This window comes from Paenibacillus massiliensis subsp. panacisoli DSM 21345 (assembly GCF_000426545.1).
In the GTDB taxonomy this organism is placed as follows: Bacteria; Bacillota; Bacilli; order Paenibacillales; family Paenibacillaceae; genus Paenibacillus; species Paenibacillus panacisoli.
Genome location: NZ_AUFO01000023.1, coordinates 65,809 through 85,639 on the forward strand (window position 1 = coordinate 65,809; position 19,831 = coordinate 85,639).

A 19,831-nucleotide genomic window follows, 5' to 3' on the forward strand; every position below is an offset into this window, starting at 1 on the left:
ACTGTTCTCCCTATCGTTTGGATTTCGTAATAGCTTCACGAAGCGGGAAGGCCAGATCAATAATTCCTATTATCCGAAGTGGATGAATGAGCAGCACCAATGCGGATAACAGGAATGAGATCGCCGGATTCCAACGACGGACATGTGTCAGGAAAAAGAAGAACCCGATCGTTTGAATCACAAAACAAATGTTAATCAGTGGAATCAGATTCGCAGCGATAATCGTAGCCCAGCCCCCGCTGGAGCCGTACGCAATCCATTCAATGAGTACAGCCAGCAGATAATACCAGATCAATGCTCGTGGCATACGCCACTCCCGAGCAGGCTTCATTTTGGGAACATCCATACCAGCAGCTGTCAGGAGCGGTCTTGTCACCACGTGCGTAATTAACGCAATCAAGAAAGAAGTCAGGATTAGCGCATACGGTACCATCGCAACTGTAGCATCCGCCACTTCCTTCGTATCCTGATCCGTCCAGTTAATGCTGGTTAACGGATTGTTATTCGTCATATCCTGCAGCGGAGCAACCATTTGATTGACAATCTCCCGGATATACCCGGACAGATCGAACTGGAACAGTGTCGTGCTAATTAACAAGAGCAACAGCAGCATCGCTACCATGACACCCGTTCCTGTCATCAAGGCCTGCAGTGCTGGTGCCTTCTTCTTGTAGGCCATCCCCATCAACAATCCTGGAATCAGGAAATATAACATCGACAGCAACAGCACGGGTGAAGCGATCAAAGCCACAACTGCCACACCCACAATATACAGCAGAAATTGTCTAATAGGCAGCAATGCGTATAGAACCGCAGCTGGTACAATCAAGAAAAAGGAGGTTATTAATCTCAACGGTGTAAGCAAGGACAACAGCAGCAGTACGTATATAACGACCCACACCGCTGAAGTCATACGGGATTTCAAATGTATTCACCTCTTACGCATATGTTCTTCCAGAGCGGAAATATCCTGATACCAATCTTCCAGTTGATGGCCTTCCTGTCTGTGCTTCTTTAGCTTGTCAAGCAACTGGTCATCCAACTCACGATACGATATTCCCAGACGTCGTCCCAAGATGTATCCGCTCATAATGAGACTTGCCAGGCAATCTCCTATTCGCGCTGTACTTCCTTCCCATATGGCCTTGAACAGGCGAGACACCTGGTCCAATACCTCTGTTTTTAGCCATTCAATGACCTTGGCCCGCTTGGCCACATCCAGTTCCTTAGCCATAATTCTGAAGAGCCACCCCTTCTGAAAAAGCTTTATTCTCCATTATAGCATAACCCTGCATGAATACGAAGGTGACTTACCACCTTATACATAGCCACTCTGCCAAGGCATAATGACACTGCTTTCACTCCCCAGCCTAATCTAGAGGAGCAACAACAAGCAGATATAGAATGTCCTAAGATTATTCTTGAAAAAAGCCTGCACTCCTGCAGGCCAGACAGCTGGATTATCCGGAATTCAGAGATTCCTTCGACACCAACTGCTCACAATACTCAATAATTTGGCTGCGCCGCACAATGCCAATGAAGCGGTCCATATCATCCACGACGGGCACGAAATTCTGTACCTTGGCCAGATTGATAAGATCCTCCATGTTAGCCTCGATAGATACAGGCTTGTTGTGCACACGCAGAGGAACATCCTTCAGTAGAAATTTTGATGAATTCTCGAAGGTTATTTTCCCGCCCGAGTCCTTCATATGCCATAGCAGATCTCCTTCGGTAACGGTTCCAATATATTTACCATCCTTATCGAGAATTGGAACAGCGGTGAAGCGATGATATTCCATCCGCTCCAGGGTCTGTCTTAAGGTTGAATCAGACGTTACACAAGCAACCTCCTGCTTAGGCAACAAGAAAAATGCAATATTCATGAGAACTGTGTATCCTCCTATATTGTAGGTTTGTACCCCGTTCTATACAGGGAACAAAATCAGCAGACGGAACCTTCCGACTGCTGATGCTAATCACCTGACTGTGTCTTTCACTCCATCAATCCAGATCCTGTCGATCTGGCAGCTTCAAGGTAGCTGGTGTTGTACTGGGGTCCATCCAGTTCTGGATCAATGACCTGGCATACTCTAGATCCTCTTCATTAGCCTGATCATAATAGATGCCGTTCACCTTCTGTCCTGTACCCATAATAGTGAAGCTGGAGATCTGTGGACTTGTATCCTGCATCAATACCTGCTTGCCCAGATCTGTAATCGAGCCGGGTGGCATATCTGTCTGGAAATTATCACCCATGATATCCAGTAGCTCCGGAACCTTGGTAATTCCACTCAGATTCAGAACCTTATCGGATAAGGCTTTCAGGAATATCTGCTGACGCTTAGTGCGATTAAAGTCGCTGTCCTCCCGATAACGCACATAATACATAGCCTCTTCTCCATTATACACGGGTTTTCCAGCTTCAATTTTGAATTTTACGTGATTGGGATTCTTATTTTCTATATCCTCTGTAATCGGCAACGACACGCCGCCCACTGCATTCACGACATCTTGTATCCCTTGAAAGTTAATCGTAGCGTAATAGTCAATCTTATGACTCAACAACTGCTCTACGGTGTCTATGGACATCTGTTCCCCACCAAAAGCGTACGCATGTGCCAGCTTGTCAAAATCATACTGACCATCCTTATTGGCATCCCGTCCTACAATCTGCACATAGGTATCACGTGGTACCGACACCAGCAGCACTCGGGACTCCTTGGGCCTTACCGCTGCGAACATCACCGTATCTGAGCGTCCCCGCGTCTTCTCATACGATCTGCGGTCTGAGCCCAGCAGCAGGACAGAGAATGGCTCATTCTGGACCCTGGTAGGCACCATATTGTCCTCACCGCCACCTCGCGGCTGATAGGACTCCTGCAGCTTATTCTCCAGCGTCGGAGCAACGAACAAATCAAAGGCTAGTGCCGTCAAAGGCTTGCGGAAGAGGAAGCCAGCGCCAGCTATCAGGAGCACCACAATGAGCACGATTCCGAATACTCGCCTCGCGCTTTTCTTTCCCTTCTTTTTCTTAGCAGTTGTCTTCACCTTTGTCTTCCCGGATTCGGCAGGTTTTTTATCCATATCATGATTCCTTCTTTACCGTTAGTTTTCAATAACAATAATTGCCTAATAGCGCATGACTACGACTACTATCTTCATTTAACCGCACTGGCCACAGGATGAAGCGCCACTTGTCTACCTCAGCATAAGAGTTGAGATGGTCACTTGTCAAAACTCGCAAACAACCTCCTGTATTATAGCTTATTCACCGTTGTCTTCTCCATTCAGCTGAATCGTTCAAAATAAAAAGACTCTGTCTGATGACAGAGCCTTCTTGGCTTCCTTTATCCATTGCCAAAGTGGTAATCAATGAAATGCTATAATCGGATCAAGTTCTTTATCCATTACAATCTTTGCAGGTCAACCAGCCAGTTCGGGGCCAAGTGAGCCCAATTCTGGAATCGATCCTTCAATGATACCTTCTCTCCAAACCCATAATTGAACAGCTTGCGCGTCTCCTCGAATCGTTCCTCCCGGGTTGCAGCACCCAGAATGACGACTACAAGACGTTTGCCATGCTTCTCCGCTGTCCCCGTAATACAATACCCGGCATCTGCCGTGTAGCCTGCTTTGAGTCCATCTGCACCTTGGTAGGAATAGGGGCCCCCAAGTGCAGCGAGCAGCCAATTCGTGTTGCTAAGATACAAGCCTTTGCCTTTCAACTCCAGCTGTGTGCGACTTGAGGTCGTCAGAATTTCGGGATGTGTCTGAATCAGATAGGAGGCCAATCTAGCCGTATCTGTGGCTGTCATTAGCGTCTCGCCATGAATATCTACCGGATGATTCACTCCGAGCTCCTGTGCACTTGCTCCTGAAGAATTCACAAATAAGGTGTGTGAGCTGAGTCCGATCTCCTTAGCACGCTCGTTCATACGTTGTACGAATGATGCCTCCGAGCCAGCAATATGCTCAGCGATCGCAACAGCAGCATCATTGGCAGAGTAGACTACCATGCTCTGGAAGAGCTCGCTTACCGTCATATACTCACCATACCGCAATGACAGGTTAACGCCCCCAACTGTACTTGCATACCGGCTGATTCGAACCTCATCATTCCAATTCAGTTTGCCTGCAGCGATGTCATCCAGCACCAATAGCTCCGTCATAAGCTTGGACATACTGGCAGAAGGTAGGGCTTGTCCTCCATTCACATCCACCAGGATATTGCCGGATTCCATATCCATGACTACAGCTGCATTAGCGTTTACATCAGGCTTGCCGACCAGCATGACTGGTGAAGCGATTATACACACACATATAATAAGCGTGGGCACCAGAGCCCAGCGGAACCATCGTTTATTCATCATCGCACAACCCCCATATATATATTAGACGAACTAAAGAGGGTTTTGGTCTGCAATTTTGTAAAAAAAATTTAATTTTTTTTTCGGACAAGAGAATTTCCCCTTTAAAATCGGTCATAATCTGGTGACAATAACGAAATATTTATAGAAACTCGCCGAGCCGTGTCCTTCCAAAAACAAAAACATCCGCCGTTCTGGCGGATGTCGAGAATGCTATAAAATACTGTAGATGGTGTAGAGGGGTATTTACCCAGCACATGATTATGCGAAATGGCAGGCTACGTAATGCTGGCCACCCATATCCCTGTAATCGGGCACAACCTGCCTGCACTGGTCGGCCGCCAACGGACAGCGGGTGTGAAATTTGCAGCCGGTTGGAGGATTCGCCGGGCTTGGGATGTCTCCCTGCAGCACGATCCGTTCCCTTTTAATTGTAGGATCAGGGATCGGAACCGCTGACAGTAGTGCCTTCGTATACGGATGTAACGGATTGCTGAACAACTCATCTGTCGTAGCCATCTCCACCATGGAGCCGAGATACATGACTCCTATCCTTGAGCATAGATGCTCTACCACACTCAGATCATGAGAAATAAATAGATACGTCAGCTGGCGCTTCTCCTGTAAATCACTAAGCAAGTTAATGATTTGGGCCTGAATCGATACATCCAGAGCAGATACTGGCTCGTCGGCTACAATGAAGTCGGGATTCAGGATCAGAGCACGAGCAATACCAATCCGCTGACGCTGACCACCTGAGAATTCATGGGGATAACGGTCGTAATGATACTCGGCAAGGCCGCATATTTTGAGCGTCTCGATAACTCTGTCCTTCAGCTCCTTGCGGTCAATTAATCCATGATCCAGCAGCGCTTCTCCGATAGCTTCACCAATCTTGATTCGTGGGTTTAGCGAGCTGAACGGGTCCTGAAATACAATCTGCATACGTGGGCGCAGCTTGCGAATCTGATCACTGGGCAAGGTATGAATATCTGTCCCATTGAAGCGCACCTCACCACCCGTCTTGTCGAGCAGACGTAATATCGTACGTCCGATGGTGCTCTTGCCACAGCCCGACTCGCCAACAAGTCCGAAGGACTCACCTTTATATATCTGAAAGGACACATCATCTACAGCCTTCACATCCCCGACCTTGCGCTTAAACACACCACCTGTAATCGGGAAATACTTTTTGAGCCGATTCACTTCAACCAAGACTTCTGTACTCATGGTCTGCTTCCCCCTTCCTCCTCGTACAGCCAGCAGGCTACCTTATGTCCCTGTTCCTTCGTACGTAGCGGTGGGGTCTTTTCCCTGCATATTTGCATGCAAGCCTCACATCGTTCATGGAAATGGCAATTATCTAGCAGATCAATCGGATTCGGCACCTGTCCGGGAATGGAATATAGCCGATCCTTCCTTTGATTGATGATAGGCTTGGCTTTTAACAATCCTTGAGTATACGGATGCTTAGGATTCTTGAACAGCTCATACACGGATGCCTCCTCAATAACCCTCCCTGCATACATGACCACCACATAATCTGCCATCTCGGCTACCACACCCAGATCATGCGTGATCAGCATAATAGAGGTCTTGATCTCCTGCTTCAGATTACGCATCAGGTCAAGGATCTGCGCTTGTATCGTAACATCCAGCGCCGTGGTAGGCTCATCCGCAATGAGTAGCTTAGGATTGCAGCAGAGAGCAATCGCAATCATGATGCGCTGACGCATACCACCACTCAGTTCGTGTGGGTAGGAACGGAAGATTTCGTCAGGCCTTGAGATACCAACCAGCTTGATCAGCTCAATCGCACGTACCTTGGCCTCCTTATTGCTCATAAGTGTATGCATGAGCAATGGCTCCATAATCTGCTCGCCGATCGTCAGCACTGGATTCAGAGAAGACATCGGCTCCTGGAAGATCATTGAGATATCATTCCCGCGAATCCGTTGCATGTCCCGCTTATGAAGAGAAAGGAGCTCACGTCCCTCAAACCATATCTCGCCCTCCGATACATGGGGGGAATCAATAAGCCTCATCATGGTCATCGCGGTTACGCTTTTACCACAGCCGGACTCCCCGACCACACATAGTGTCTCCCCCTCTCTGATCTTGAAGCTAACATCATTCACGGCTTTGACCGTACCGCTCGAGGTATGAAAGTGGGTTTTGAGATTTCGAAATTCGACTAGTGTATTTTCCATAATGGCCTCCCGGTCTATCTCTTCATTTTGGGGTCAAGGGCATCCCGAAGTCCGTCCCCCATCAGATTAATAGCAACTACCGTGATGAGAATACACATGCCTGGAGGAATCCAGAGCCACGGTCGTTTGCGGAAATCAATGAGATTATTGGCGGCTGAGATCATGTTGCCCCACGAGGGTGTCGGCTGAACAACGCCAAGCCCCAAGAAGCTTAGGGCTGATTCGGTAATAATTGCTCCTGCTACGCCTAGTGTCGCCGTAACAATAATAGTAGGAATCGTGTTCGGTAGCAGATGACGAAAAATTTTACGCCGATCCCGAAGACCAAGTGCCTCTGTCGCTTGCATGAATTCCTGCTCTCGAAGTGTAAGTATTTGCCCTCTCACTAACCTAGAAAGCGTAGTCCAACTTAGAACTCCTATAATAAACATTAAGAAATAAATGCGTTTGGATGGGTCAATTTTGAGGTCAGAAAGCACGGCTCCCAGGATAATGAGGAGTGGTAGTGTCGGTAAGGACATGAAAATATCGGCAATCCGCATGATGATCGTATCAACGTTCTTGCGATAAAAGCCTGCCAAAGCGCCCAAGGTAGAGCCAATGACCACTGAAATGACGGTGGCTACCAGCCCGACCATTAACGAGATTCGCCCTGCAAGCATTGTTCTCAGCAGAATATCACGACCTAGCTTATCGGTTCCCAGCCAATATTTTGAGTTAGGAGACAGATTTTTCTGTGATAGATCATAGTCATTCACCGTATAGGGGGAGATCATGGGTCCAAAAATGCTTATTCCAGCCATCAGCATAATAACAATAGCGCCGATGACAGCCAGTTTATTACGAGCAAATCGACTCCATGCGATGCGCCAGGGCGAGAGCTCTGAACGACGCACAGGGACTTGCTGATTCATTTCTGAGGTAACCGTCTCAACTGACAAAATGAATCCCTCCTGCTAATTCATGATTAGGTATACGTCGTCCTCTATTTCAGACGAATGCGTGGATCTGCAACCCCGTATAATACGTCCGACAACAGATTCCCCAGCAGTGTTAGCACAGCCAAGAAGACGGTGAATCCGAGCATAAAGGGGTAGTCCCTCATATTGATGGATTCGAGGTAGACCTGACCAATCCCGGGCCATACGAATACCTTTTCCAATATAATCGCACCGCTGAATAGAGCCGGCAGCTCGAAGCCGAGCAAGGTGATTGCCGGGATCAGTGCATTACGAAGCGCATGCTTGAAGATGACCGTCCGTTCCTTCAGCCCCTTCGCACGAGCAGTTCGGATGTAGTCCTGGCGAATGACCTCTAGCATTCCTGTACGGAAGTAGCGGGTAAGGCTTCCTGTACTGAGCATCGTCAGAATGAGTACAGGTAAGAACATATGATTCATAATATCGACGATATGCTCCCATGTATTGTTGGTGATTCCCGCAGTCGTCATCCCGCCTACCGGAAACATTCCCAGATCTAGCGCGAATATTTTGATAAACAATAACCCTATAAAGAAGGAGGGAAGAGACATACATAAGAAGATAAAGAGTGTAGCCAGTTTATCAAATAAGGAGTACTGGAACTTGGCTGAGAACACACCTATGAAGACCGCAATAATCCAGCTAAAGATCAGACTGAAGAAGGCGATCAGGAAGGAGTTCCAGACATAATTGTTAATGACCTTGGTGACCGGCTGCTTATGCTGCATGGATTCTCCGAAATTCCCCTTCAGCATATTGCCAGCCCAGATGAAATAGCGCTGATAGTCAGGCTTATCCAGCCCGTAAATATGACGAAGCTGTGCCTCTTTCTCAGCGGTCATGTTCGGATTGCCTTTTCCTGTGATATAGTCGCCAGGTACCAAGGCTGAAATGGCAAAAATGATAATGGATATGCCAAGGAGCGTGGGGATCATTTGCAGCAGCCTTCGAGCGATATACTGCTTCATGCGGATTCCTCCTGGAAGATAAATGATATGCCCAGCCCTGAATAGAGCTGAGCATATATGAACGTCACTTATTGTGCAGTCGATACGCTATACATGCTGTACATAAAATCCTTGAACGGCGATAGTTCGAAACCAGACAATCTGCCGTTGATTGGCCACATATCCCGGCGCTGGTACATGAAGATTACTGGTACATCCTTGTTAATCTCTTGGTACAGCTCAGCATACAGAGCCTTGCGCTTCTCATGATCCAGCTCCTTCTTCGCCGCCAGCGTCAGCTCATCAACCTTGGCATTGGAGTATCCAATATCATTTTGCGCCCCATTCGTAATATAGACCGTTGTATCTGGATCAGGCGTCAGGCTCCATGCAGCGAAGAACATTTCGAAGTTCCCTGTATCCTTTTTATCCATAATGGCATTGAAGTCTAACGTCTCTGCGGCCAGATCAATGCCCAGCTCCTTGTAATTGTTTGTCATGATCGGTAGCAGTGAATCTACTACTGGATTATCCGCTGTTGCAGAGAAGTTGATCTTGAACTTCTTGCCACCTTTCTCACGGATACCGTCAGCTCCGACCGTCCAGCCAGCCTCATCCAGTAACTGCTTAGCCTTCTCCATATCGAACTCATACTGTTCAACACCCTCAATTGTATAAGCCCAGGACTCGGTGGATTGAGGAATGTTAATGACATTTGCATAAGGCCCGTATACGCCTTGCACGATCTCCTCCCGATTCAGGCCAATTGTCAGTGCTTGGCGCACCTTCAAATCCTGGAATTTCTCATCCTTGTGGTTAAAAGCTATATATCCATAGCCGTTCGTCGGCATGATATGCACATTCAAGAAACCAAAGCTCTTCAGCTCTTCTACATTGTCCTCGGTCACCGTGACATTATCCATATCTGTCTCACCCGTCTGAAGCATGGACAGATTTGTTCCGTCTGTAGTTGTCTTATAGATGACATTCTTTGTCTTTGGAGCTCCTCTGAAGTAATCCGGATTCGCTTCCAACACAACCTGTTGTCCAGGTACATATTGCTTAAGAATATATTGACCAGAGCCAATTGGCTTGTCACTCAGTGCTTTGATGCTATCAAGACTTCCTTTCTTGTAGTCCTTGCCGTAGTAGGATTCAGGTATGAGCACTACATCACCCAATACATCGCGTGTAGCCGCATTTGGCTCGGTTACAGTCACCTCAGCCGTCAGCTCATCAATAATCTTGATACCTGAGATATCCTGTGCATTCCCCTCGAAGTATTCTTTACCACCTGCAATATTGATCGACAGCATGTCATGCTCTCCATCATATGCCGGGTCATGCAGAACCTTCATGACGAAAAGATAGTCATTCATCGTCACGGGTGTACCATCGCTATACTTCACACCTGGCTTGAGGTGGAATGTATACTTGAGTCCATCCTCAGATACATCTACCTTCTCAGCCAGACTTTCCTTAAACGTACCATCTACATCTACTTCCAGAAGCGTATCGAATATGAGACGGTTCACATAGTTATCATAGGAGGTTTGATAGAATAACCAGTTGAACACTCCCTTAGGAGCCGTCATTCCAACAATAATTGTATCTGTACGCTGTTGTGCGGCAGCTGGGTTCAATGACATATCTTCAGCTTCAAATATCCCTTCACTAGCTTCCTCTGTAGGCGTCTGCGTCTCGGCAGGCGGTGATTCCGCAGCTGGATCAGTCGTATCTGCTCCGCTTCCTCCCCCACAAGCACCTAATACCAGACCTAACACCAGAATCAACATGCATGTTCCATACCAGCTCTTTACTTTTACCACAGATTCATCCCCCTCTTTACCTAGCTTTGGACTTCATAGAAATGTCTTAGAAATAAACCATTGGTCAATAATTTGTTGTTCTCGCTCACAAATTATCCCAATGAATTATCAATCATATTACAATGTCACTTAACATTACGTCAATATATTTTATTCCTCTCATTAATTAACTTTAATTCATAATCATGAAATATTAGTGTTATATATTTATTCGATTATTAAGAGTTAGTAACGAAAAAGCATGCTCACCTATAAATATATGTCACAATGTAGCTATGTAGAGTTAACTATCATTACATATAATTGACGTATTATTGCTATCTGGTAAATGGAGCTATACTTGATCAGGTTTATGGTCTGATAACATAGAGTCTGCTACTGTAGGAATTGCATCATGTTGTGGGGATCATATCTGAAGGCTTTGAATTTCATCAACAAAAAAAATTGAATAACAAAGCTATTTCTGGATGATACAGAGAAGTTGGATAGTAATGGAATAAAAATGTGTTAGTAACACGTTACATCGCAATGCTAGAGTTGTCAAGCTTTTCCTTAAGTCTGTTATTTTTTCCAAAGTATTTACCTAACAAAAAAAGGACACTCTCCGAAGAGAATGTCCCTTTTCTGTAGCCCCTAATTACTACTCAGTAGTGTAAGGAAGCAGAGCGATTTGACGGGAACGCTTAACAGCGATTGTCAGCATACGCTGATATTTCGCGCTAGTTCCAGTCACACGACGTGGCAAAATTTTGCCGCGCTCGCTGATGAATTTTTTGAGCAGATCTGTATCTTTATAGTCAATGTGAGTAATTTTGTTCACAGTGAAGAAACATACTTTACGACGTTTGTTGCGACCGCGACGAGCTGGTCTTTTGTTGTCGTCTCCGCCTTCTCTTTGTCTGAAGCCCATTCTTTGTCAGTCCTTTCCGTTTTAAAATGGCAAATCATCGTCCGATATATCAATCGGCTTTCCGTCATCGGAAAAAGGATCCTGATTGCTGCGAGCGTTGTTATAGTTCCCACGTTGGTTGCCGCCGCCCCCATATGAAGATGAGGACTCTTGACGACCACCTTCACCATTTCCACCGTCACGGTTCGACTCCAGGAAGCGAACATTATCAGCAATAATTTCAGTCACGTATACACGTTTACCTTCATTATTCTCATAATTTCTTACCTGAATTCGGCCTTCAACAGCCGTTAGTCGACCTTTACGAAGATAGTTAGCGCAGGTCTCCGCAAGCTGGCGCCAGGTGACAACCGGAATAAAATCCGCTTCCCGTTCCCCGCCTTGACTTGTAAACGGACGGTCTACAGCCAAAGTGAATTGAGTAACAGCGACACCTGCCGGTGTATATCTCAGCTCTGGATCTTTGGTTAACCGACCGATCAGAATAACACGATTCAACAATCCAATCCCCTCCTTTGTACGTTGTGCATAATTACATCACAGAATGTGAATTAAGCTACGTCGTTCGTAATGAGATAACGAATTACATCGTCAGAAATTTTCATTTGACGCTCCATCTCAGTAACTACAGCTGGTTCAGCTGTGAAGTTAACAAGAACAAAGGAACCATCACGAAACTTCTTGATCTCATACGCAAGACGGCGCTTACCGATCACATCATGCTTGGTAATTTCGCCACCGCCGTTGGAGATGATGCCTTGGAATTTTTCGACTGCCGCTTGAACAGCTTCTTGTTCAATGTCAGGGCGAATAATGTACATCACTTCGTATTTGCGCATTCTTTACACCTCCTTATGGACTTAAGGCCCTCAATCTCAGTTGAGAGCAAGGAACGAGCACAAACTCGCACTGAAATATTATATCAAAAGGATACTGCTATTGCAAGGAAAACTCCTAATTTCCTTGTTTCTGCTGTATTCCCTTATACTTGCCTTCTAACTTCGTATCCTTACTTTCTAATTTCTTTTACTTAATTTCTGATTTCTTATCTTTACTTTCTAACTTGACCCTTTCCATCTTTAGCTGATCGCTGCACTTGCTCACGCCGCTCCCCCCTCTTTTCCCCATACTGATTCTCCTGTAGACGCAGGCACATGTTTCCCTGGACAGTAGCACACAATATACCCGCTTCGGCAAAATACACACTTTCTACAAAGGAGGACTAGCATTATGGGTGAAAAAACCGAATTTGAGCCTGGCGACAAAGCTCCAAATGACGGGTATTATATGGAGGTCGGCGAGAAAAGCTTCCATACCGAGATTCAAAACCCGCAGCATGTGCATCTTCTCAAGGGAGATACCTTCCCTGAGACCACTAACCATAATCGAAAATGGAAAAAGAAGACCAAGGCACGCGTTCACTAAGTCCACTCAAAAAGTCCACTCAATAAATTTTTAGGGTAATGTATAAAACATCGCAAGTGCGTGCATATTATTATCAGGCAGTGTAGCAGAGAGGTGTGGTTCCGTTGGATGACGTAGCCGGACAGACTGTTGGGAGATCAGCCCCGGACATTAGAGAGCAACAGATTGTGCCGAGGACATTAGTTCTGTAAGCGCAAGTATTGCCTAGCAATACACTGGGTTCGTGATGATAAGGAAAGATCAATCCATTAATGCACTGCCGAAGAGGAGAAGCCTTAGGGTTTCTCCTTTTTCTATTTTTTTCCTTACGCCAGTTATCTGGATTGTTCTGGTTAGTTCTGATAGACTATACCTGTTGAACTAATGATCCTATTCCATTGGAGGTAAATGCTATGAGCGTGTCCCGAGTATTAAAATGGATCTCAGGCGTTCTGGAGCTGATTCTTGCCATCCCCATCATTGGCGGGTCCATTGTAATTGGTACTTCTTACTCGGCTCTCGGCTTCATGTTCGTCCTTCATCTGATTACAGTCATTCTCTCACTTCGCAACCAAGAGCCCATCTATGGCTCTGTATTCGGTATAATTACCTCTGCAATCGCATGGATTCCTGTTCTCGGCTGGCTATTGCACCTTATTACAGCCATTCTGTGCATGATTACCGGGGCTAAGCGAACGGAGCGCTACTCTTACCCACCTAACCCATTCTAAATAGGTAGAGCGGTCTTTTACGTAGCTTAGAGAGCCTTGTCTCACCTGAAGAGATCCTTTCATTTATGTATTCATAGATAAATATCAATAACCCCTTGTTCAGCAGCAAGCCGAGCAAGGGGTTTCTCATTGCCTGAAAACCGAGCATCAGTTCTTTGGATTGTATACACGGCCACTCATTAATATTTGCTTCTATAATCCATATACTAAGCGTAAGGCTAGCGTAATTGTATATATGCAAAAAATCCTCCTGAACTCTGTCGAGTGCAAGAGGAATATATCCGATCGAGCATGTATAAGCAGAAAGTAGAAATGGCGGAAAGAGTGGGATTCGAACCCACGCACGCCTTGCGACGCCTAACTGATTTCGAGTCAGCCCCCTTGGACCTCTTGGGTACCTTTCCGCAGCAAGGTTTATTGTATCACATATATGGGTTCGGTTCAAGATGTCCGTCTAAAGAATTCCTGCAACACGCATTACGAAGGGGTTGGCCCCTCTTCGGCCCCAGCTGAGCGCAGCACCTTCCGCATATTTTTTTCAAATTTCAGACGTGGAATGAGTACACTATGCTTGCAGCCTACACATTTAATGCGGATATCCATACCCATTCGGATGATCTCCATCTCATTGCTCCCACAAGGGTGCTGCTTCTTCATTTGTACGATATCTCCCAATTGGAAGGTCTTGCGCTCCATCTCCATGACTCCCCCTTTAATCACCTGCTTAGCCTTGCTCTAATACTTGCTTATATCTTTATCATATCTGCCAAAGCAAAGCTCAGTCTATTCATTTCTCGAATTAGTATTCTTTACTGCAATTGGCTTTCTCACTGCTCTCTGGAGGCTGCCTGCTCCAGCAATGCCTGTCTCATCGCTTCCTCATGCTCCACTGACTTCTTCACCTCAGTGATGATGTCACGCTCCACCTCAGATCTCGTATTTGGCTGGCATTCTGCTACGATACGAATAATATATTCGGAGGTGCTCATCGACTGTACCCCCAGCACTTCAGGTTCTGAGATAACCAGTGGATTCCGATCCTGTATACCTTCCAGAGCCTGATTGACCATATTTACCGTCTCCTGCAGAGTACGCTCTGCCTTCACAGGTAGATCAACGACAGCAAGAGAGTTGGACATAGAGTAGTTCGTGACAGCTGTAATCATACCATTCGGTATAATGTACACCTCACCCCGCCAGCCAATCAATCGGGTCGTCCGCAATCCAATGAGTTCTACAGTCCCTTTATAGGCTCCAGTCTCAACTACATCACCTACAGCAAATTGATCCTCAAAAATAATAAAGAAGCCCGTAATAATATCCTTCACCAAGCTCTGTGCACCAAAACCGACCGCGAGTCCAATAACGCCTGCACCGGCAATAAGTGGAGCCAGATTTATGCCCAGTTGGGATAGCACAAGCATGATTAGTAGGAAATTGAACACGACGGTAATGACATTTTTGAGGAGCTCGCCTATGGTCGTCATTCTTCTGGAGTTGACCATAATTTTGCGCGTCTTTCGCTGCTCCATCGTGCGGTCAATCAACCTATACATCAGGCGTATACCAATGCGGGTAATCAAGATAATAATAACAACCTTCAGTATGGTGTAGGCCGTTCCGGTCCACATTCCAGTATCGGTTAGCCATGCCCAGATTTGCTGCTTCCATAAGGCCGCATCTTTCATAATATCCTCTGTCCCACTATTCTCATTTAACAGCCTTACCACACATGATCTCCTCCTCTAGCCGTGACCTCTTCTACAGCAATGTACATTATTATCTATATCATTTACCCCTTTTCATTCCTTTCACTCTTCTCATGTCCCAAGCATGATTATAAGTTCCCTGGAATGCGGCTCTTTCCCAGGATAATCCCTGCGGGAGCCGATCTATGAATTCTCTTGATTCATAAAGTATAAAAAGAAGATTACTTCCATATACTAGTTACTACTATATCGTCTGCATTATGCTGACACACTAAGCTACGAAAGGAAGATCTCATGAATCGTCCTCCCCAATCTACAGGTAACTATGAAGCGGCCAACCTGAAGGTCTTGTACTCAGACCCTGATATCCAGTCTATCCTTGTGCATCGTCTGCTCTTCTATTTGCATCAGGCCCGCAATATGAATCTGGTCGTTGTCTGTGTAGGTACAGACCGCTCTACTGGCGATTCGTTAGGTCCTCTTGTCGGAACGAGCCTGAGCAAGCTCCACTCGCCTCTTTTTCACTTGTACGGTACACTTGATGAGCCTGTACACGCGATTAATTTGCAAAGCACACTCGACCAGATCAGCCAACAGCATCATAACCCCTACGTGATCGGTATTGATGCTTGTCTAGGCCAGAGCTCCAGTGTAGGATGCATACAGGTCACAGAAGGGCCTCTTCGTCCGGGAGCAGGGGTAAATAAAGAATTACCGCCGGTTGGCGATATCCATCTTACGGGCATCGTGAACGTCGGCGGTTTTATGGAATACTTTGTACTTCAGAACACTCGCTTGAATCTGGTAATGAAGCTTGCTGATGTTATTTCAAATAGCCTGTATACAGCGATCAAGGAGTGGAACTATCACTATGCACTGTTGACTGCGCAAGAGCAATAGCCTCATTTTCTTCGGGGGAGAGCATATGGGAGGAGCTTCCCCCTTTTACAGCCTTAGCATAAACGTAAGAGCCATCTCGGTTGTAAATCCCGGTCAACACCATACCATCCCGATGCTCATCCAGAATGGCCAGGGAGAAGCTCAGGTCTCCACCGTGCTCTCCAAGAGCGTTGTATCTTTTGACCCCAATATTCCCTTTCAGGCCTTTCATTCTACCTTGGATCGTGTGCATCAGAGCCCGATTTTTCTCCTGCTCATCCTCAATCCCATCCATCTGAACCTTCAGATCAATCAGCAATGATTCCAGATTGTCGACTCCGCTGCCTGCCATCATTTTCTGATATCTGCGTCGCATTCCTTTGAGCTTGGCCCCTTGGACAATGACTACAATGATGAGGATCAGTAAAACGAGAAATATCCCCGCCATCAAAGCAGCCAGCTGCTCCGCGATTAGTCCGTTTAATTCGACCATGTATTGCTCCTACTCCCCTGTACATTTTGATTATTGTAATGGCAAAGCATGGATTATGAATCAATCATCTATGCAATCCCCTATGCTCCTGCTCGTTCTTTATGGTCTGTAGTGTGTTTTTCGACTTTCACTTTTACCTCTCGGGTATGGTGTGAGTCTCTGCTTGTTCTGATTCTGTCATTGGTCGAATGGATGATGATTTCTTCTAACCTTACTCCATCATTTTGAGTATTTGCTATTTCAGGTTATTTCACGCCTTGCCTCGCTAACCATTTATTACGTATTGCATAGAATTAACTTACAATGGTTTTCAAGAATTGCCGGACATAAAGAGGCTTATACAGAAAAGTATATCCTCTCCTGACCTACTAACCCTTATTGAAGTAACTCAAGCAGTCGTTCAAGGTCCTGTTGGCTATAATAGTTCAATTCAATCTTACCCTTGTCCTTGTTATGCTTAATACGAACAGTCGTCTTGAATCGATCTCGTAATGATTCTTCAACATTTTCAATGAATGGGTCCTTCTTCTTTTGCTTTGGTTTGCTCTTCGTGTCATCCGCTTTCCGATCTAGTTGCTGAACAGCCTCTTCTAGCTCACGTACACTCCATTGCAAATCAATCGACTGCTGAGCAAGTGCTTTGAGCGTCTCCTCATTCTTGACCGATACCAATGCCCGTGCATGTCCCATTGACAATGTTCCACGTGAAACATAATCTTTCACTTCTTCAGGCAAAGACAATAATCTCAAGAAGTTAGCGATATGAGATCTTGATTTTCCTACTTTTAACGAAAGCTCTTCTTGTGTCAGGGAAAATTGCTCCATCAATCCTTGGTAGGCAACGGCGATCTCCATCGCGTTGAGGTTCTCACGTTGCAGGTTCTCAATAAGAGCAATCTCCATTACTTGCTGGTCAGAAAAACTCCGCACCACTGCAGGTATCGTCGTATTGCCGCAATATTGAGAAGCGCGGAATCGTCTCTCCCCTGCTATAATCTCATAGCCTTTGAGCACACTGCGGACAATAATAGGTTGGATGACCCCATGCTGACGGATGGACTCCGCCAGTTCCTTAATTGCCTCTTCTTCAAACACCTTCCGTGGTTGATACGGATTCGCTCGTAATTGATTCAGCGGAATGTCTACAACTTTATCGTCATCATTGACAGCAAGTGAAGGTATCAGTGCATCCAGACCTTTACCCAGTCTCTTACTCATTTGCATCCACTTCCTTTGCCAACTCAATGTATACTTCTGCCCCACGTGAGCGAGGATCATACGTAATAATCGATTGTCCATGTGAAGGTGCTTCACTGAGTCTTACGTTACGAGGAATGATGGTCTGATACACCTTGCTTTGGAAATACTTCTTGACCTCTTCAATGACCTGTATGCCAAGATTCGTCCGTGCATCGAACATCGTCAACAGCACACCCTCAATCTGGAGGCCAGTATTCAAGTGTTTTTGCACCAAGCGAACCGTATTAAGCAACTGACTAAGCCCCTCCAAAGCATAATACTCACATTGGATAGGAATAATGACAGAATCGGATGCCGTCAGCGAATTCAGCGTAAGAATCCCAAGGGATGGCGGACAGTCAATCAATATATAATCGTAGTTGTCTTTGACGAGCTGCAGAGACTTTTTCAGCCGAAGCTCACGGGAAATGGTTGGTACCAACTCGATCTCAGCACCTGCCAATTGAATGGTAGCCGGAATAATATGCAATCCTTCCACCTGCGTAGGCGCTATGGCCTCACTAGGATGGACTTCATTAATGAGCACATCATATATACAGTTAGGCACATCTGCTTTATTGATTCCAACCCCGCTTGTGGTGTTCCCTTGCGGATCAATATCCACAAGCAGTACCCGCTTGCCGAGGGAAGCAAGTCCAGCGCCCAAATTCACGGAAGTAGTCGTCTTACCTACCCCGCCCTTTTGATTCGCTATGGCTATAATTTTGGCCAATTCGTTCACCTCATAATTTATTAAAGGGGTCTTATTCTGATAGATTCTGAGATTAGCTATACATAGTTACATTCTAATGGATGTAGCTACAATACAGCTAACCTCTTCTACTATATTAACTGAACCTGATCATCAACTTCCACTGTACCTTATTCCCGGAGTTCATCGTTCTACGGAGAATACAGTCTCACGAGACAGAAAAAGCGGCAACGCTGCCGCTTGACGCTTCAACTACATTATTTACGCTTTGGAATATGGATAACGATCTCGTAGTGATCTTCATTATCTGATTCTTTTGTCTTGATGTCCATTCCCGAGCCAGTAATCATATCGATGGACTGTCTGATTGTGTTCAGGGCCAGCCGCACGTCCTTCGTAAAGGATACGCGCTTAGCCTTTTTAATCTTGGATGCTTCTTTATAAAAGGCTACTCTGGCTTCCGTCTGCTTCACATTCAGTTCCTTGCTGATTACCTCTGCCAGTACCTTAAGCTGCAATTCTTCTGTTTCTAATGACAGCAGAGCTCTGGCATGACGCTCAGTAATACTGCGCTCCATCAAAGCCGTCTTAACCCCATCTGGAAGCTGGAGCAGACGTATTTTATTGGCAATCGTCGATTGGCTTTTACCCAGACGCTGAGCAAGGCTCTCCTGAGTCAATTGATGCAGATCAATCAGCTTCTGATAGGCGACAGCCTCTTCGATCGAAGTAAGTCCTTCTCTTTGCAAATTCTCAATGAGAGCAATGGAAGCGGCCTGTGAATCATTAAAATCACGCACGATTGCTGGAATGCTCTCCATTCCCAGCTTGGTCACCGCACGCCAACGACGTTCACCTGCTATAATCTCATAATGTTGATCTCGGGCACGGACCACAATCGGCTGGATAATTCCATGTGTCTTAATCGTCTGGCACAGCTCGTCAATCTTGTCATCGTCAAAAATCGTCCTAGGCTGAAATGGACTGCTGACAATGTCATGGATCGGAATGTTCTTCACTTCATCTCCACTTACACGCTCCGAGAAACCAAATAGCTTAGAAAATTGTTCTTTCATTCCGTATAATACCACCTAATTTCATAATGGACATTCACAGAACCTGCACACACTCATTTGTGTTTCTTCCTAATACACTCACCTGATACACGGTCCTGCTGTCTCCTCTTACCTTGAAGATCACTCAGGCTAAAGACCCCTCATGCACATTAATTGATATATCCTCAGCCACAATAGAATGGCTATCCACATGTGGACAAGCAACCTTGGTCATATGAGCAGATATCTATTCATGTGTAATACAGAGACTATGTACATACAGATACGCGAAGTAACATCAAATTCATCGGACCTTCAGGAACTAGATTCCAACTATGAGTAAAATGTGATGCGGGCATAAAG

22 protein-coding genes and 1 tRNA gene are annotated in these 19,831 nt (G+C 45.8%); 3 read left to right on the forward strand and 20 right to left on the reverse strand.

Annotated features, from left to right (window positions below; translation table 11 throughout):
- Positions 1–10: 10 nt before the first annotated feature.
- The 13 genes from K331_RS0118530 to rpsF form a co-directional block, all read right to left on the reverse strand.
- Positions 11–925 carry a DUF2232 domain-containing protein gene (locus tag K331_RS0118530; protein WP_028591484.1) on the reverse strand — a complete coding sequence of 305 codons (915 nt, stop codon included), beginning with the start codon at positions 923–925 and terminating at the stop codon, positions 11–13.
- A 6-nt stretch (positions 926–931) separates the two neighbouring features.
- Positions 932–1,234, reverse strand: a complete 303-nt coding sequence (locus K331_RS0118535; RefSeq protein ID WP_018883697.1) for a MazG-like family protein — start codon at positions 1,232–1,234, stop codon at positions 932–934.
- Positions 1,235–1,460: 226 nt separating this feature from the next.
- On the reverse strand, positions 1,461–1,886 hold the full coding sequence (locus tag K331_RS0118540; protein ID WP_028591485.1) for a CBS domain-containing protein: 426 nt from the start codon (positions 1,884–1,886) through the stop codon (positions 1,461–1,463).
- A gap of 118 nt (positions 1,887–2,004) precedes the next feature.
- On the reverse strand, positions 2,005–3,087 hold the full coding sequence (locus K331_RS0118545; RefSeq protein WP_036635295.1) for an LCP family protein: 1,083 nt from the start codon (positions 3,085–3,087) through the stop codon (positions 2,005–2,007).
- Between the two features lie 323 nt (positions 3,088–3,410).
- Positions 3,411–4,373 (reverse strand): D-alanyl-D-alanine carboxypeptidase family protein, encoded by a 963-nt coding sequence (locus K331_RS0118550; RefSeq protein ID WP_028591487.1) that lies wholly within the window; start codon positions 4,371–4,373, stop codon positions 3,411–3,413.
- Between the two features lie 258 nt (positions 4,374–4,631).
- Positions 4,632–5,600 carry an ABC transporter ATP-binding protein gene (locus K331_RS0118555; protein ID WP_028591488.1) on the reverse strand — a complete coding sequence of 323 codons (969 nt, stop codon included), beginning with the start codon at positions 5,598–5,600 and terminating at the stop codon, positions 4,632–4,634.
- Positions 5,597–6,580: an ABC transporter ATP-binding protein gene (locus K331_RS0118560; protein ID WP_028591489.1), complete on the reverse strand. Its 984-nt coding sequence runs from the start codon at positions 6,578–6,580 to the stop codon at positions 5,597–5,599. The genes K331_RS0118555 and K331_RS0118560 overlap by 4 nt, the downstream gene beginning before the upstream one ends.
- A gap of 14 nt (positions 6,581–6,594) precedes the next feature.
- Positions 6,595–7,521 carry an oligopeptide ABC transporter permease gene (opp4C, locus tag K331_RS0118565; protein WP_028591490.1) on the reverse strand — a complete coding sequence of 309 codons (927 nt, stop codon included), beginning with the start codon at positions 7,519–7,521 and terminating at the stop codon, positions 6,595–6,597.
- A 44-nt stretch (positions 7,522–7,565) separates the two neighbouring features.
- Complete coding sequence (locus K331_RS0118570) at positions 7,566–8,528, reverse strand: ABC transporter permease (RefSeq protein ID WP_028591491.1); 963 nt, start codon at positions 8,526–8,528, stop codon at positions 7,566–7,568.
- Positions 8,529–8,596: 68 nt separating this feature from the next.
- Entirely contained in the window at positions 8,597–10,336 is a 1,740-nt protein-coding gene (locus K331_RS0118575; RefSeq protein ID WP_028591492.1) for an ABC transporter substrate-binding protein, read from the reverse strand.
- Between the two features lie 640 nt (positions 10,337–10,976).
- Positions 10,977–11,246 carry a 30S ribosomal protein S18 gene (gene rpsR, locus K331_RS0118580; protein WP_018883688.1) on the reverse strand — a complete coding sequence of 90 codons (270 nt, stop codon included), beginning with the start codon at positions 11,244–11,246 and terminating at the stop codon, positions 10,977–10,979.
- Positions 11,247–11,267: 21 nt separating this feature from the next.
- On the reverse strand, positions 11,268–11,747 hold the full coding sequence (ssb, locus tag K331_RS0118585; protein WP_018883687.1) for a single-stranded DNA-binding protein: 480 nt from the start codon (positions 11,745–11,747) through the stop codon (positions 11,268–11,270).
- A 50-nt stretch (positions 11,748–11,797) separates the two neighbouring features.
- Positions 11,798–12,085 (reverse strand): 30S ribosomal protein S6, encoded by a 288-nt coding sequence (gene rpsF / locus K331_RS0118590; protein WP_018883686.1) that lies wholly within the window; start codon positions 12,083–12,085, stop codon positions 11,798–11,800.
- 391 nt (positions 12,086–12,476) lie between these two features.
- Here rpsF and K331_RS0118600 point away from each other — a divergent pair, with 391 nt between their 5' ends.
- Both K331_RS0118600 and K331_RS0118605 read left to right on the forward strand, forming a co-directional pair.
- Positions 12,477–12,671, forward strand: a complete 195-nt coding sequence (locus K331_RS0118600; RefSeq protein WP_018883685.1) for a YjzC family protein — start codon at positions 12,477–12,479, stop codon at positions 12,669–12,671.
- 392 nt (positions 12,672–13,063) lie between these two features.
- Entirely contained in the window at positions 13,064–13,381 is a 318-nt protein-coding gene (locus tag K331_RS0118605) for a hypothetical protein (protein WP_018883684.1), read from the forward strand.
- Positions 13,382–13,694: 313 nt separating this feature from the next.
- Here K331_RS0118605 and K331_RS0118615 read toward each other — a convergent pair.
- The 3 genes from K331_RS0118615 to K331_RS0118625 all read right to left on the reverse strand — a co-directional run bounded on the left by K331_RS0118615 (position 13,695) and on the right by K331_RS0118625 (position 15,069).
- Positions 13,695–13,785: transfer RNA gene (locus tag K331_RS0118615), tRNA-Ser, on the reverse strand.
- 73 nt (positions 13,786–13,858) lie between these two features.
- Complete coding sequence (locus K331_RS0118620; protein WP_025681302.1) at positions 13,859–14,077, reverse strand: DUF951 domain-containing protein; 219 nt, start codon at positions 14,075–14,077, stop codon at positions 13,859–13,861.
- Between the two features lie 131 nt (positions 14,078–14,208).
- Positions 14,209–15,069: a mechanosensitive ion channel family protein gene (locus K331_RS0118625; RefSeq protein ID WP_051289911.1), complete on the reverse strand. Its 861-nt coding sequence runs from the start codon at positions 15,067–15,069 to the stop codon at positions 14,209–14,211.
- A 315-nt stretch (positions 15,070–15,384) separates the two neighbouring features.
- On the opposite strand from K331_RS0118625, the gene yyaC reads away from it, so the two are divergent.
- Positions 15,385–15,990, forward strand: a complete 606-nt coding sequence (yyaC, locus tag K331_RS0118630) for a spore protease YyaC (protein WP_018883681.1) — start codon at positions 15,385–15,387, stop codon at positions 15,988–15,990.
- Here the strand turns inward: yyaC and K331_RS0118635 are convergent.
- The 4 genes from K331_RS0118635 to noc all read right to left on the reverse strand — a co-directional run bounded on the left by K331_RS0118635 (position 15,941) and on the right by noc (position 19,489).
- Positions 15,941–16,462 carry a DUF4446 family protein gene (locus K331_RS0118635; RefSeq protein ID WP_028591495.1) on the reverse strand — a complete coding sequence of 174 codons (522 nt, stop codon included), beginning with the start codon at positions 16,460–16,462 and terminating at the stop codon, positions 15,941–15,943. The genes yyaC and K331_RS0118635 overlap by 50 nt on opposite strands.
- Before the next feature lie 375 nt (positions 16,463–16,837).
- Positions 16,838–17,680, reverse strand: coding sequence for a ParB/RepB/Spo0J family partition protein (locus K331_RS0118640; protein ID WP_018883679.1), 843 nt, complete (start codon positions 17,678–17,680; stop codon positions 16,838–16,840).
- Complete coding sequence (locus tag K331_RS0118645; protein WP_025681305.1) at positions 17,673–18,434, reverse strand: ParA family protein; 762 nt, start codon at positions 18,432–18,434, stop codon at positions 17,673–17,675. Before K331_RS0118645 ends, K331_RS0118640 begins: the two co-directional genes overlap by 8 nt.
- A 236-nt stretch (positions 18,435–18,670) precedes the next feature.
- Positions 18,671–19,489 carry a nucleoid occlusion protein gene (gene noc / locus K331_RS0118650; protein WP_018883677.1) on the reverse strand — a complete coding sequence of 273 codons (819 nt, stop codon included), beginning with the start codon at positions 19,487–19,489 and terminating at the stop codon, positions 18,671–18,673.
- Positions 19,490–19,831 lie beyond the last annotated feature (342 nt).